The organism is Rhizobium sp. LEGMi-198b (genome assembly GCF_054114205.1).
Genome location: NZ_JBSYVH010000008.1, coordinates 117,552 through 131,787, shown reverse-complemented (window position 1 = coordinate 131,787; position 14,236 = coordinate 117,552). Strand labels below are relative to the sequence as shown.

At 59.1% G+C, this 14,236-nt stretch carries 15 protein-coding genes; 7 read left to right on the top strand and 8 right to left on the bottom strand.

Annotated features, from left to right (window positions below):
- Positions 1-7: 7 nt before the first annotated feature.
- Both argE and ACXHXG_RS26280 read right to left on the bottom strand, forming a co-directional pair.
- Complete coding sequence (gene argE, locus ACXHXG_RS26285) at positions 8-1,141, bottom strand: acetylornithine deacetylase (RefSeq protein WP_457901244.1); 1,134 nt, start codon at positions 1,139-1,141, stop codon at positions 8-10.
- A complete protein-coding gene (locus tag ACXHXG_RS26280; protein WP_457901243.1) occupies positions 1,141-2,469 on the bottom strand; it encodes an NAD(P)/FAD-dependent oxidoreductase in 1,329 nt (442 codons plus the stop codon). Before ACXHXG_RS26280 ends, argE begins: the two co-directional genes overlap by 1 nt.
- Positions 2,470-2,739: 270 nt before the next feature.
- Here ACXHXG_RS26280 and ACXHXG_RS26275 point away from each other — a divergent pair, with 270 nt between their 5' ends.
- The 3 genes from ACXHXG_RS26275 to ACXHXG_RS26265 all read left to right on the top strand — a co-directional run bounded on the left by ACXHXG_RS26275 (position 2,740) and on the right by ACXHXG_RS26265 (position 4,893).
- Positions 2,740-3,627 (top strand): GNAT family N-acetyltransferase, encoded by an 888-nt coding sequence (locus ACXHXG_RS26275; protein WP_457901242.1) that lies wholly within the window; start codon positions 2,740-2,742, stop codon positions 3,625-3,627.
- Positions 3,628-3,743: 116 nt separating this feature from the next.
- Complete coding sequence (locus tag ACXHXG_RS26270) at positions 3,744-4,274, top strand: DUF4334 domain-containing protein (RefSeq protein WP_457901399.1); 531 nt, start codon at positions 3,744-3,746, stop codon at positions 4,272-4,274.
- 274 nt (positions 4,275-4,548) lie between these two features.
- The gene (locus tag ACXHXG_RS26265; protein WP_260304124.1) at positions 4,549-4,893 is read left to right on the top strand and encodes a hypothetical protein; all 345 of its coding nucleotides are present in this window, start codon (positions 4,549-4,551) and stop codon (positions 4,891-4,893) included.
- Positions 4,894-5,213: 320 nt separating this feature from the next.
- Here the strand turns inward: ACXHXG_RS26265 and ACXHXG_RS26260 are convergent, their stop codons facing one another.
- A complete protein-coding gene (locus tag ACXHXG_RS26260; protein ID WP_260304123.1) occupies positions 5,214-5,504 on the bottom strand; it encodes a hypothetical protein in 291 nt (96 codons plus the stop codon).
- Positions 5,505-5,640: 136 nt separating this feature from the next.
- Entirely contained in the window at positions 5,641-6,663 is a 1,023-nt protein-coding gene (locus ACXHXG_RS26255) for an LLM class flavin-dependent oxidoreductase (protein ID WP_457901398.1), read from the bottom strand.
- Between the two features lie 141 nt (positions 6,664-6,804).
- Here ACXHXG_RS26255 and ACXHXG_RS26250 point away from each other — a divergent pair, with 141 nt between their 5' ends.
- Entirely contained in the window at positions 6,805-7,239 is a 435-nt protein-coding gene (locus ACXHXG_RS26250) for a potassium channel family protein (protein ID WP_457901241.1), read from the top strand.
- Between the two features lie 29 nt (positions 7,240-7,268).
- Here ACXHXG_RS26250 and cax read toward each other — a convergent pair whose 3' ends face one another.
- On the bottom strand, positions 7,269-8,417 hold the full coding sequence (gene cax / locus ACXHXG_RS26245) for a calcium/proton exchanger (protein ID WP_457901397.1): 1,149 nt from the start codon (positions 8,415-8,417) through the stop codon (positions 7,269-7,271).
- A gap of 133 nt (positions 8,418-8,550) precedes the next feature.
- Between cax and ACXHXG_RS26240 the strand changes: the two genes are divergently transcribed.
- Complete coding sequence (locus tag ACXHXG_RS26240; protein WP_457901240.1) at positions 8,551-8,814, top strand: hypothetical protein; 264 nt, start codon at positions 8,551-8,553, stop codon at positions 8,812-8,814.
- Between the two features lie 166 nt (positions 8,815-8,980).
- Complete coding sequence (locus ACXHXG_RS26235) at positions 8,981-10,813, top strand: methyl-accepting chemotaxis protein (RefSeq protein WP_457901239.1); 1,833 nt, start codon at positions 8,981-8,983, stop codon at positions 10,811-10,813.
- Between the two features lie 36 nt (positions 10,814-10,849).
- Here ACXHXG_RS26235 and ACXHXG_RS26230 read toward each other — a convergent pair whose 3' ends face one another.
- The 3 genes from ACXHXG_RS26230 to ACXHXG_RS26220 all read right to left on the bottom strand — a co-directional run bounded on the left by ACXHXG_RS26230 (position 10,850) and on the right by ACXHXG_RS26220 (position 12,943).
- A complete protein-coding gene (locus ACXHXG_RS26230) occupies positions 10,850-11,515 on the bottom strand; it encodes an alpha/beta hydrolase family protein (RefSeq protein ID WP_457901238.1) in 666 nt (221 codons plus the stop codon).
- 84 nt (positions 11,516-11,599) lie between these two features.
- The gene (locus tag ACXHXG_RS26225; protein ID WP_457901237.1) at positions 11,600-11,788 is read right to left on the bottom strand and encodes a hypothetical protein; all 189 of its coding nucleotides are present in this window, start codon (positions 11,786-11,788) and stop codon (positions 11,600-11,602) included.
- Positions 11,789-11,884: 96 nt separating this feature from the next.
- Positions 11,885-12,943 (bottom strand): LacI family DNA-binding transcriptional regulator, encoded by a 1,059-nt coding sequence (locus ACXHXG_RS26220; RefSeq protein ID WP_260304877.1) that lies wholly within the window; start codon positions 12,941-12,943, stop codon positions 11,885-11,887.
- Positions 12,944-13,185: 242 nt separating this feature from the next.
- Between ACXHXG_RS26220 and ACXHXG_RS26215 the strand changes: the two genes are divergently transcribed.
- On the top strand, positions 13,186-14,175 hold the full coding sequence (locus tag ACXHXG_RS26215; RefSeq protein ID WP_457901236.1) for an autoinducer 2 ABC transporter substrate-binding protein: 990 nt from the start codon (positions 13,186-13,188) through the stop codon (positions 14,173-14,175).
- Positions 14,176-14,236 lie beyond the last annotated feature (61 nt).

Here is a 14,236-nt window from a genome sequence, read left to right as displayed (position 1 = left end):
CAGGACATCAACGGACGAGACGATCTCCCAATGCTTCGATCATGCTGACACAGGCAGACAATTCGCTCTCCTCGATGAATTCGTTGGCTTTGTGCGCCCGGCCGATATCGCCCGGACCGCAGATGACCGCCTCCATTCCGGCCGCCTGATAAAGGCCTGCTTCCGTGCCGTAGCTGACGGCGGCGAGCGGTGGCCGCCCTGTCAGCTCCTCCATCAGCAGGGCAAGCGGCGCGTCGGCGGTAAGGGACAGGGCCGGATAGCTGCTTATGACCTCCCAGCGCGCCGTAAAGCCGCGCTGTTTCAAGGCGCCCAGGCGTCCTTCGATCCCCGCGAGCAGACTGGTTGGATCGACGCCGGCGATCGCGCGGGCTTCCAGCTCGATGGTACATTCTTCGGGAATGACGTTGACGGCCTGCCCGCCATGCATAGTGCCGACCTGCAGCGAGGAATAGGGCGGCTCGAAATTGTTGTCGAATGGCCCTTGGGTCAGACGCTCGGCGGTCGTGACTGCTTCGCCGAGAACGTCGGCCATGGCATGGATGGCATTGAGGCCGAGATCCGGCCGCGAGGAATGACCGGCGCGACCACTGATGACGACCCTTGCTGCTGCTTTTCCTTTATGGGCGCGGATGGCGCGCATGCCGCTGGGCTCGCCGATGATGCAGCCCTTCGGCTTGGCACAGAGATCGGGAAGCCGTGCGATCAGATGCGGAACGCCGCGGCAACCGGCCTCCTCGTCATAGGAGAAGGCAAGATGCAGCGGCCGGGCGAGCGAGCGTCCGGCAATGGGCGGCAGCGCAGCAAGCGCACAGGCGAGAAAGCCCTTCATGTCGCTCGTCCCGCGGCCTGCGAGCCGCGCGCCGTGACGCTGCAAGCGAAAGGGATCGCTTGTCCAACCTGGTTCTGCTGCCGCGACAACGTCCATGTGCCCAGAGAGCAGGTATCCAGGTCGGTCGGCCGGACCGACGGTCGCAAACAGGTTGGACCGGTCTCCTTCAGGCCCGGTAAGGACGACGACCTTTGCGCCGGCTCTCTCCAGATAATCGGCGATCCAGCCGACGATCTCATGGTTTGGCGTACCGACCACGGAGGGAAATTCGACCAGGTTTTCGAGGATCTGTGCTGCCGTCATCGCGATCATCACAGCATCCCCGGCTTTCCGAGATCAGTGCCGTCGATCATTCGCTCATACCGGTAGGGCTTGGGATCGACGCAGGGCCTTTCACCGCGAATGAGATCGGCGGCCAGCATGCCGGCGGCGGGTCCGATCCCGAAACCGTGACCACTGAAGCCTGAGGAGACAAAGAGGCCAGGCCGTGAAACGATCGGCGAGATCACCGGTATGGCATCCGGGGTGGAATCCACCATGCCGCCCCAGCACTCGGCCGGACGGATGCCGGCGAGTTCAGGATAGGTCGCTACCAGTCGGGCAATGCCGCGCTCGACAAGATGGGCATCCGGCTGCGGATCGAGCGTGCGGATGCGCTCGAAGGGAGAAACGCCGTCCGCTTTCCAGCGGGCAATTGCTTCCGGCCCTTCCATAAATTGGCGGCCAAGGGCAAAGGTCAGACCTTTCCGCCTCGTTTGAAACGTACGCCAGAAATCGCGGGCCTGCAGCAGGCCATAGGGCGTGATTTGCAACTGGCCGAGGCCGCTCAACCCCACCGTATAGCCGCCGTCCAGCCGGCGGCGGATGGTCACGTCCTCCATCGCGATCCCGCCATCGGTCACGGCCGGTGCAGCGACGGTATAGAAGGATGTGGATTTAACGCATGCCTGCAGGAAGCGGATCCCATGATGCCTCAGGAACATACCGCTCCAGGCGCCGCCGGCAACCAGAACGGCCGCGGCGCGGATTGCACCCTTTTCCGTGACGACGCCGCTGATCCGCCCCGCTTCCGTTTCGAGCTCGCGGGCGGCACAGTTCTGGACTATGACGGCGCCAAGCCGCTGGGCACCGCGCGCCAATGCCGGCACCGCAAGCTCAGGTTCCGCGCGTCCATCGGTCGGGGAATGGACGCCACCGTTCCAATGACGGCTATTGCCGGGAAGCATCGTGGCACATTCGGCTCCCGTCAGCATTCGTGTATCGACGCCGAACTCCTTGCCGATGTGGCTCCAACGCTCCCAAGCGTTCAGGTCTGCCTTGCGTGTCGTGGCATAGACAAGGCCGCTGCGGCGAAAGCCGGTTTCATCGCCGAGTTCCGTATTGAGATTGTCCCATCTGCGCAGGGCAAGCCGTGCGAGCGGTAGTTCTCTCGGATCACGGTTCTGCTGGCGACACCAACCCCAGTTGCGGCTCGATTGTTCGCCGGCGATCACGCCTTTTTCGATGAGGACGACGGAGGTTCCGCGCCGGGCGAGTTCGTAAGCGGTTGCGACACCGGCCATGCCGCCGCCGAGAATAACGACATCGGCGGATTTCGGGACATCCTGATTGCTGGCGACGCGACCGACGGGAGGGGACATCGATGGACCTCTGTTGTGTGTGGAGGGAGGTATCCGGAAACGGAAGGTTTCATTCAGAATAAGCCGCGGCCTATCCCCTGCCTGCCGAAAGCCCCGTGGCTTTGGTGGAATCTTTCGAATTCGCGGGGATCTCAAGCGTATTCTGTTGCGTGATCGCCGCTACAACCAAAGCGGGGTGGTCGACTGGTGGAAGCGTGAAAGTCCATCCTGCACGATAGGCCAAGCGTTCCGGCTGGTTCGGGAACGCGCATGTTGGGAGGGGAGATAGTCATGGCAAAATCCAGTTCGATCCAACTGGATTCCTTCGAGCTGACCCTCAGCGAGATGGAGAATGCCGATCTCGATGCCCTGCATGCGCTTTCGCTGTCGGTCGGCTGGCCGCATCGCGCCGAGGACTGGCAGATCGTTCGCGAGATGGGTCGCGGCGTCGTGGCACGCGACGCGATAGGCCGGGTGCTCGGCTCCGCCATGTGGTTCGATTTTGCTCCCGACTTCACGACCATCGGCATGGTTATCACGTCTCCGAGATTGCAGATGCTGGGAACCGGCCGCTGGATGATGGAGCATGTCCTTGCGCAAACCGGTTCCCGCGCGCTCGGCCTCAACGCCACCCGCGCGGCCAAGCGGCTTTATCAATCACTCGGCTTCCGTGCGGAAAAGCTCGACTATCAATGCAATGGCGAAGCGGTCTCTCCACCCGTCGTGCCGCTGCCGCCACACACACGGCTGCGGGCGCTCGATCTGGCCGATCTTGCAGAGATCGCGGCGCTGGATCTGGCCGCTTTTGGTGCGGATCGCATGCCTGTGCTTGCGCGCCTCCTAAATGTCTCGAAGGGTCTGGCCCTTATACGAGACGGCCGCATCGCCGCCTTCTCGCTTTGCCGCCGCTTCGGACGCGGTCATGTCATAGGTCCGGTCGTCGCAGCAAGCGACGAAGAGGCAATCGCTGTTATCAGACCGCATGTCGCTGACCATGCGGGCAGCTTCCTGCGAATCGATACCCGCCAGCAGACCGGCGCCTTTCCGCAATTCCTCGCGCAATCGGGGTTGCCGGTTTACGACACGGTGACGAGCATGTCGCTGAGGCGCGCCTGGCTCCCGGAGGACGGCAGCGAAGGACCGCGCGTTTACGGTTTGGCCAGCCAAGCCTTAGGGTAGCAGCCCTAAGACCTATGCGAGCAACAGCATTCGGCCGTCTTTGCATAGGATGATGCGGAACGTGATTCGAGCATGACGTTTCCGAGTTGAGCGACGTGGAAAACACCGCCAGGCAAATTCCAAGCAGTTTTCGATCGCAGGCAGAAGCCTTTGACTATTTCGACAGTCTCAGTGTGACGTCGGTCACCGAACTTGCCGGTCTTTGGCGAGGTCATGGCGTGGCGTGCGGCCACCCGCTGGATGGCATCTTGGAAAATCTCGGATGGTACGGCAAGCGCTTCACCACCGATCATAGAGCCGATGCTCTGTTGTTTGCGGTGGGACCTCATCGGCTCGTGGCCATCGACCCGGAAATGATCCCTCTGAAATTGGTCCTGCGCTTTCATCGCTTCGGGCGGACCAGGATAGCCCGTAGCTGGTTCTCGTATCTGCAGAAAATGTGGCGGGCAAACGGGCCGGTCGCCTCTCTCAGGCCCATGTTCTTCAGGGGCAAGACCAGCGCGGCAATGGTGTACGACAGGCAGCCGATTATCGACCATTTCCGAAGAATTGACGATAATCGACTCCTCGGCGTTATGGTCGTCGAGGGAGATAGCCGCCATTATTTTTTCGTTCTCACGCGTACGATCGCCGATGGCATCAGGTAAGGGTTTTACGACTCTCCTATCCGCTGGCGCGCTGCCTGCCACGATGCGCGATCGCAGTGACGGGCGTCATTATGACTGTTCTCCGCAAACGCCTGCGCTATTTAACCTACAAACAGGGTATAGAACGCCGCGTCCTGCGGACCCGGCTTGGCAGTAGATACAGGATACAAGGAGGCCCTTGATTCAGAGTAGCTATATGAATAGCTCGTTCGGGTGGCATTCAGGTTAGAGCTGTATGATCCCCCCATATCGCCGACATAGGAGGAAGCGAAAGATGTTTGGACGTTTGACAAGATTCTCTTGCATTGCGTTGGTCGGACTGGCCACGGTGCAATTGTTACCGTCGGCCGCCATGGCGCAATATTACGACGACGATCAGGATTACAGGCCGCCCCCGCGTTGGGATAATCGCCAAGATCAGGACTGGGGTCGCTCGCGAGGTGATTGGGACGGTGGCTGCGGCCGGCGCGAACTCATGCGAGCCGCTCGCGAAGAGGGTTTCCGGCGCATCGATTCCATCCAGTCGAACGGTCGGCGCATCATCGTCCGTGGCTGGAATGATGGCGGTCCCGACCGCATGGCCTTCGCCAACAGACGTGGTTGCCCGGCTCTCAACTAGCAGCGATGATACTTCATCGCCAGCCAATGTAACCGGCAGGCAGAGCATGCTTTCGCATGCTCTGCCGCGGTGGTCGAGTTCGGCGAAGAGCAGCCCCTCAGCCGATCATTTCCTGAGGCCTTGAGTTAGGGAGATGAAAAGGGTTTGGCGGGGGCATTTCGGTAATAGCAGGCTGGAACGGTTTCCCGACAGCCAGTTCAGTGCAAGCGACGCAGTCAAACTTTGGGGAGAAAGCCCCCGCATCGACGTGTTCATCCTGAGGCGATTTACTATGCGAAATCAATGAGGCCCGGCATGGGATGTCGGGCCTTAATTGTGGGTTAGTCGCAACGACGAATCGTCCTTGTTATCCGATCGCCATCTTCATTCACGCGGGTAACTGTCTTGGTGAAGCAGCGGTCGCTGTCGTAATAACGGTCGCGGTCCCGGACCCTGCCGATCGAAATGCCGTGATTGCTTATGATCACGCCAGCGCGATCACGATGGTGCCGCGGATAGTAGCCGTCATCATAAGAAGGACCGCCGATGATGACATCGTCCGCAAATGCAGGGACGGCAACGAAACCCATAGCGAGAGCTGCCATTGCGCAGCCAATGATTGTATTTCGCATGTGCTTATCCTCCTTGCTTGCATGTTTAAGCAACGAATAAGGAGGGACATGGTTCCAACATTTGACTGCCGTCGAACATCGCGCCGATACGCTTGGCAAGCCGTCCAACCATCAATTGGCGCCTTTTCCGCGCGGTTCAGCGCCAGCCGAGGGCAGGGGCAACGTGAGTCAGAATAGCTTCGATGACATGCGCGTTATAGTCCACGCCGAGCTGGTTCGGAACGGTTAGAAGCAACGTGTCGGCCTCGGCAATAGCCTCATCCTCGGCCAATTGCTTGATGAGTGCATCCGGCTCTGCGGCATAGCTGCGGCCGAAGATCGCCCGGGTTTTCTCGTCGATGAAGCCGATCTTGTCCTCATTCTGATTGCCGTATCCGAAGTAGGCGCGGTCGCGGTCGTCCACGAGTGCAAAGATGCTGCGGCTGACCGACACCCGCGGCTCGCGCTTATGGCCGGCCGCCTTCCATGCCTCGCGAAACACTCTGATCTGGTCCGCTTGCTGGATGTGGAAGGGAAGCCCGCTCTCGTCGTCCTTGAGCGTGGAGCTCTGTAGGTTCATCCCCAGCTTTGCCGCCCAGGCAGCAGTGGCGTTCGAGCTGGCGCCCCACCAGATCCGGTCGCGCAGGCCTTCGGAGTGCGGCTCGATGCGCAGGAGGCCCGGCGGGTTTGGAAACATCGGCCGCGGGTTGGGCTGCGCGAAGCCTTCGCCGCGCAACACATCGAACAGGACCTCGGCATGGCGCCGGGCCATCTGAGACTCACTTTCGCCTTCGGCCGGCGCATAGCCGAAATGGCGCCATCCATCGATAACCTGCTCCGGGGAGCCGCGGCTGATGCCGAGCTGCAGGCGCCCGCCGGCGATGATATCGGCAGCGCCGGCATCCTCGGCCATATAGAGCGGATTCTCGTAACGCATGTCGATGACCGCCGTGCCAATCTCGATGCGGCTGGTCTTCGCGCCAACGGCCGCCAGCAGCGGGAATGGCGAGCCAAGCTGGCGGGCGAAATGGTGCACTCGAAAATACGCTCCATCTGCGCCCAGTTCCTCGGCCGCGACGGCAAGGTCTATAGACTGCAGAAGCGCATCGGACGCCGAGCGCGTCTGCGATTGGGACGAGGGCGTCCAGTGCCCGAACGATAGGAAGCCGATTTTCTTCATCGTCATGTAGCCTCAAAATTGTGGCGCAGCGTACCTCTTGGCACAATTCCTGCTGGACATACAGTGTAATGACGCACCGAGCACAACTTCGCCGAACTCTGATATACTTGAGAGGCGTGTTCAGAATGTCAGGAGGCACTTATGTTGTTTCGACTTCTTCTCGCTGGCGCGCTAATTGCAGCGACAGTTGCGATTCAAGCCGTGTTTATGTCGGCCGGACTGAGCGTTTTTCGCCGGATGGAAGTAAGTCACCGGAATTTCCTGCTCCGCCAGCCTACCTTCGTAACCGTGGTATGGATTGTTTACTTGATCATTCCAATTATACTCGACGTTTGTATTTGGGCGTTGTTCTATTACATGTCGTCAGCCCTTCCGAATTTTGAAGATGCTGCCTACTTCTCCACTGTTACGTTCACAACCGTGGGGTACGGCGACATAGTTCTCGGAAAGGAATGGCGGCAGATCGCCACTTTCGAGGCAATCAACGGCTGGATCATATTTGGATGGGCAACGGCTCTCATGATGGCCGTCATTCAACGGCTATATTTTCGTCCCGATGGCCAGTCGCAGCAATGAGCCGTTTGTGCCGTACTATTTCCTTTTCCTTATGACGGCGCGCCGGGCGGCAGAAGAAACAATGTGAGTCCGAAAATGGCATAGACAGCCAGTGCCATGACACCCGCGTACCATGCGCCGCGCCCGCCATTTGACAGTAGAGTGGCGGCGAGCGTCGCGACCAGCATCATCGTGACCGCGCCCCTCCAAAATTCAAGAGACATCGGCGCCGGGCCGAGGAAATAGCTGACGAGCACCAGGACCGGAGCGACGAAGAGAGCAATCTGGGCCGCGCTTCCTAACGCGATGCTGACGCTGAGGTCCAATCTATTTGCGCGCGCCGCGGAAAATGCGGTCGTCATTTCTGCCGCTGCCCCCACGAGAGCGACGACGATAAAGCCTACGAACGCAGGTGTCATGCCGAGATGAGTGGCGGCGATCTGGACGGAACCGACGAAGATTTCACTGATCACCGCGACGAATAGAGTAACGATAACCAGAATGATGATGCTTACCGAAAGTGGCCATAGCTTTTCGCTTTCATGGCTCTCGCTCGCGCTCGCGAAAAGCTCGCGGTGCGTCCTCAGAGAGAAAAACATACCTAGTGCGTAGACGGCAATGAGGAGGAGAGCCAGCCCCAGGCTCAGGTTTTGGACAGTGGCGGTGTCCGGTGCGCGATCCGCTTCACTCACCAGGGAGGGGACCAGAATGGCGATCGTAGCGAGGAACAGAAGGCAGGCCTGAAAGCGCGCATTGACCCTGTTGAATTCCTGGACATGATGGCGGAGGCCGCCAAACAGAAAAGCGCCACCCAACATAAAGAGCGTATTGGTGACGATCGCACCGGCAAGTGAAGCCTTGACCAGCAGATATTGACCCGATTGCAACGCGGCAAGCGAGATCACCAGTTCCGTCAAATTTCCGAGAGTGGCGTTGAGCAGGCCACCAACCGCATCGCCAGTCTTGGCCGCGACAGCTTCCGTGGCGCGGCTCAACAGCGCCGCCAATGGCACGATCGCCACGATCGACATGAGAAACAGCAGCGTATGTGCTTCCGGCGTAACCTGCTCCAGAATGATGGCGACCGGCACGAAAACGACAAGCGCAAGAAGTGGCTGTTGGCTGACTTCGGTTTTAATGATTCCGCCGATAGTGAAGCCTGACGAAGCAATGGGGCTTCTTCCCTCAGAATCGCCCATGACCAACCCCCCAGGTTTTCGAAGCGCTCTGCAGCTAAATCTGCGATGGCTGATTTGATGTTTTCCATCGAGAGCGCGACTAGGTCTGCTATAACTTACCATAGGATCGCGGCTTGAGAAACAGGAGCCAGCTATGCGGCGCATCATCCTTCTTGCAGTCGTCGGCCTGATCACCTCTTCATGCGATCAGACGGGCACCAGCTCGTTGCAGCCAATACCGGGAAGCATCACCTATGGCGGCCAGCCGAGGATGAAGCTGACGAAATCCCCCATTGGCAGCCAGGTTCCGCACCGTTTCACCGACCAGTGGGGAGATGATGTCTTCGAAACCTATATCATCCAGCCGGATCGCAGCCTCAGACTGGTTGACCGGAAAATCATCGAGCGACCGTTTTAGGGTCGTACGCTTTATACTTCAGTGTAAGCTAATATTTTAGATGATTTTGCGACACTGGTAGTATTTGTCTTTCTACTGCAAGTCGAGTTCAAAACAAAATCAGCAAATGACAAATAATTAAGCATGTTTGTGTAGCCTCGTATTCGATCTTTACGGGGAGGCACCCATGGCGTCAATTCAGAATAAAATCATCATTGCAAGCGTCGCGATTTTCGCGTTGGCAGGGGGCGCGACGGGTGTTGGCGTATGGTCGACATCCATCCTATCCGGAAACAACGCCGAAGTTGCCCGATCGGCACAAGTGCTGCGAAACCACATGCAGGCCGACATGATGCATGACGCGCTTCGCGCTGACGTGCTTGCCGCTCTGCTGGCAACCAATCCGGCTGCCGGTTTGGCGGCGGACGCGGTGAAGGCTGATCTGGCGGAGCACGAGGCGTCGTTCCGGGAAATGATCGCGGCCAACAAGGCACTCGCGACCGATGCGGCCACGCAACATGTGCTTGGCGGTCTTGAGCCGCCGCTCCTTGCCTATATCGACAGCGCCAAGAAGATGGTCGACCTTGCAGGCAAAGATCAGTCCGCGGCCATGAAATCGCTACCAGAATTCATGAACCAGTTTTCCGCCTTGGAAACTGTGATGGAACAGACTGGAGATCAGATCAACGCGGTCTCCGAAGAGATCACAAAGCGCAGCGCTGATATGCAAGCTCTTGTCGACACGCTTTTGAAAGTGATTCTCGGGCTGACCGCGCTGTTCTCGGTCGGTCTCTATTGGCTGACCCGGAAGACGGTCACCAAGCCGATGCTCGCTCTTTCCGGCGACATGAAGAAACTTGCGAGCGGCGACACCAACATCACCTCCGCAAGTGCCGGTCGTTCGGATGAAATCGGCGCCATGGCATCGGCTGTCGAAGTCTTCCGACGGGCAGCAATTGCCAACAAGCAGCTCGAACACGACGCCGAGGCAGCTCGCGAGGAAGCCGAAGCGGACCGGATCGCGTCGCGAAAGCAGGCCGATGAAGATGCTAGTGCGCGCCTTCGTGCCGCCACATCGGGCCTCGGTGCTGGGTTGAAGAGGCTCGCTGCCGGCGATCTTGCATTTCAACTCGATGAGCCCTTCTCGCCGGACTTCGAGAGCCTTCGCCATGATTTCAACAGCTCGGTGAAGCAACTTGGAGATACGTTGAGCGCCATCTCAATGGCGATCACGGCGATCGACGACGGCACCAGGGAGATCGCATCGGGCGCCAACGATCTTTCCAGGCGAACCGAACAACAGGCAGCATCGCTTGAAGAGACGGCCGCGGCACTCGATCAGATTACGGTGAACGTGTCGAATTCGAGCAAGCGCACGGACGAAGCTCGCGCAGAGGCGACGAAAGCAAACCATAGCGCCGCAAAATCCGCCGAAGTCGTGTCGCATGCCGAAGAAGCAATGCGCCGTATCGAGGCCTCCGCAGAACAGATCTCCAGCATTATCGGCGTCATCGATGAAATCGCCTTCCAGACAAATCTTCTGGCGCTGAACGCGGGCGTCGAAGCTGCTCGCGCCGGCGAGGCCGGCAAGGGTTTTGCCGTCGTCGCGCAAGAGGTGCGTGAACTCGCACAAAGATCGGCTCAAGCCGCCAAGGAAATCAAAGGACATATCCAGAAGTCCTCGGACGAGGTCGAAAGCGGCGTGAAGCTGGTGCTCGATACCGGTCAGGCTCTGAAGACCATCAGCGGACAAATTGCCGGCATCAATCAGCATATGGACGCGATCGCCACCTCCGCCAAGGAGCAATCGACCGGGCTTGCCGAAGTCAACGTCGCCGTCAATTCCATGGATCAGACAACGCAGCAGAACGCGGCGATGGTCGAACAGTCCACGGCCGCATCGGCGAGTCTTGCTCAGGAAGCGGCCAAGCTTCGCGATCTCGTCTCGCAGTTCAAGCTGCAGGCGGCTGCGATGCAATCCGTTGCGCCGCGCCGCGTAAGGGGCGAGATGGCCGCGTAACGGCTCCATTGACTGAGCGCACTGTCACGGGTGCGCTCAGTCGCGTGCTTTTCGATTGCCAAGGCCGGCACTCCACGCCCGCACCGTCTCGGCCACCGTCCTCAGGTGGTCGGCGGCGGTGAAGCCCGAAACTGCCTTACGCGGCTTCAGATCATGATCGCCATCTTCGAGCCAGACTAATTCAATGGCGTCCGACAACACATAACGGGCCACTTCCTCACGAGTGCCGAATTCATCGCGTGTGCCCTGGCAGATCAAGGTCGGAGTCTTCAATTCGGCAAGGTGCGCCGTGCGCAGATTTTCGGGTTTTCCCGGCGGATGAAAGGGGTAGCCCAGGCAGAGCAGACCGGCGATCTTGCCGGCCGCGTAGAGTTCATCGGCGATCATGCTTGCTACGCGGCCGCCCATTGATTTGCCTCCGATAATGAGCGGACCGGTGGCGCCGAACTCCGTGATCGCTGCCAGATATTCGTCCTTCAGCGTTTCCGCCCGGGGCGGCGGTTTTCGTAAGCCGGAACTGCGCCGGCTGGCCATGTAGGCGAATTCGAAACGAGCAACACGAATATTGCGTTCGGCGAGGGCGCCAGCGGCAGCGTTCATCGAAGCGGAATCCATCGGCGCACCCGCGCCATGCGCGAGGAGAATGGTGATTCCAGCATCTTGCGGGCCTTGAAGAAGAAACTTGCCGTTTGCGATCGTCATGCGGCTAGTTTTCGCCCATGCCTTCCGGTTTGACAATCAGGCGCATGAAAAACCTGGATCAAACAATCGCAGGCCGAATGGCAGTTAAAGCCGTTGCTTTGTTCCGGCGCTTTTGCCATCGGAGCTTTTCGAACGTTCCTCGAAGCGCTCGGGACCTTTTGCAAGGCCCGAACCTTTTTTGGCTTCCACTTTCTTCTCTTCCTTCGCTGCGCTCTTCCTCAATCCACGCGCGGCTTGCCTACCTTTTTCTGTAGGTGCTTGCTCGATACCCATTGCCTTTTCCTCCGCGGCTGCTGATGAAACCCAACGGTTAAGTTCTAACTTCGTTCCGCCGAGGTTTTGAGCTGTGGGTATCGACTATACGGCAGCTTAGACGATGTCCTTGAGCCCATCCAATGGTCCGGTCAGGGCCGTTCGCGGCGGCACCAGATCCGGGCGGATAAGATGGATTTTCGGTGGTGTCCGCGTTTCCTCGATCAGTTCGAACGCCTTGGTAATCATGCCCTCCACATCCTGGCGCATCATGATAACCGGGAAGGGGAGGAAGGATCCGAACGGATCATAATCGTAGCAGCCGACGACCAGATCCGCGAAGGTTTCGTGCGGATGGGCCGACATGAAGCGCAGCAGCCCTTCGAAGTTGATCGACGAGTTGATGAAGAGTGCGCGCGGCAGACGGCCAGCCTTCTCGAAAAACGTCTCGAAGGCAATTCGGGCCGTGTTGGGGGAATAGCCGGTCGGTTGAATCGACACTTCGGGATCGGCTCCAAGAAGCGCGCGTTTGACTTCCCGGAAGCCGCGGATGCGTTCGCGGCTGGCGTGATCGTTTCGCCCGCCGAACAGGAAGAGTTCATCGGGGCTTAAGGGATCGTCGGGGGCAAAGTGATGGATGATCGCTTCCGTCAGGATGCGGCCGCCTTGGTAATTGTCGCTAATGACCGAATGGACCTTCGTGCCCGGAAGGTCGATGTTGATATGCTTCAGCCCTGCGGCTTCGCAGACTTCGTGCACGCCGTCCGGGTCCGTCGCGCCGCATATGAACAATTCGTCGATGGAATAGGAGATCAGGTTTTCGGCGGTCTCGCGCTCTTCCTGAGGGTCGCGGCTGGAACTGACCACGATCGGACATTGGCCGCGTTGCCGCACATGGGCTTCGAAAGTCTGAGCCATCGAGGAGAAGTAGCGATTGTCATAAACGGGCAGCATCAGCCCCACCAATCCCGAGCGGGATCTGCGCAACCCCTGCGCCTGCCGGTTTGTCGTATATTGATGCTTTTCCGCGAGATCGCGAATGAGGTCGGCGGTACTTTCCTTGATGCGGCGCTTGCGCCAGGTGCCGTTCAGGACCGCGCTGACGGTCGAGGGAGAAATTCCGGAGAGCACAGATAGGTCATAGATCGTGGCCTTCTTTCGACTGTCTTTCTTCATCAGCGTCTCCTCGGTTTCTCTTAGCGTCCGAGTCCTCTTGACGAAAGGATAGATCTCATCGATATTCATTGCACCATCGATTGTGCAAAAAAGAAAGATCGATTGTGCACAACAATGGTGCCGTTTGAGGAAGCGGCTGCCAAAGGGAGGCGGGGCACTTATTCGCCACCCACGCCGGGAGGAAGGCCGTCGGTCTAGGCGCGCCTGTTTGTTCCCCGAGGGGAACTGTGGAGGAGAAGATCATGAAGAGATTTATCGTGGCTGCGCTCGCAGCGTCGCTGTCGCTTGCGACCGCCACAATGGCCTTGGCGCAGGACACCGGCAAGGTCGGCATCGTCGTGAAGATCGGCGGCATCCCATGGTTCAATGCCATGGAAGCCGGCATCAAGGAGCAGGGAAAGAAACTCGGTGTCGATGCCTCGATGATCGGTCCGACAAGCGCCGATCCGGCGCTTCAAGTACGCGCCATCGAGGATCTGATCGCTCAGGGCGTTAAGGTCATCGGCGTCGTCCCCAACGATGCTAAGGTTCTCGAGCCCGTTCTCAGCAAGGCGAAGGAAAAGGGTATCATCGTCATTACGCATGAATCGCCGGGCCAGAAGGGTGCGGACTGGGACTTCGAGCTTGCCTCCTCGACCGGCTTCGGTGAAGCGCATGCCAAGCTTCTCGCCGAGAAAATGGGTGGCAAGGGCGAATATGCAGTCTTCGTCGGTTCGCTGACGGTGCCGCTGCACAATGCCTGGGCCGATGCGGCGATTGCCTATCTCAAGAAGAATTATCCGGATATGAAGCTCGTCGGCGATCGTTACGGCGTGGCAGAAGACGTCGACAAGAGCCGCAGCACGGCGCTCGATCTCATCTCCGCCCATCCGGATCTCAAGGGCTTCCTCGCCTTCGGCAGTCAGGGTCCGATCGGCGCAGGCCGCGCGATCGAAGAGCGTCGCAAGGTCGGCAAGATCTTCGTGCTTGGCCCGTTCTCCCCCGGACAAGGACAGAAACTCCTGAAATCGGACGCGATTTCCGGCGGCTTCATGTGGAACCCCAAGCAGGCGGGAGAGGTGTTCGTGACACTTTCGCAGAAGCTGATGAAGGGTGAGCAGATCAAGGACGGCGAGCAGATCGAAGGCTTGGGCACGATCCATCCGGATTTCGAAAAGCACAATATCATCGTGGACCAGCTCGTTCCTATCAACAAGAAGACGGTTGCCGATCTCGCGGCAATGGGCCTCTGAAACAAGACCGGTTCTCCCGGCAGGCTGGGCCGGCTTCGGCTGGCCCGGCATGTCCTCACCC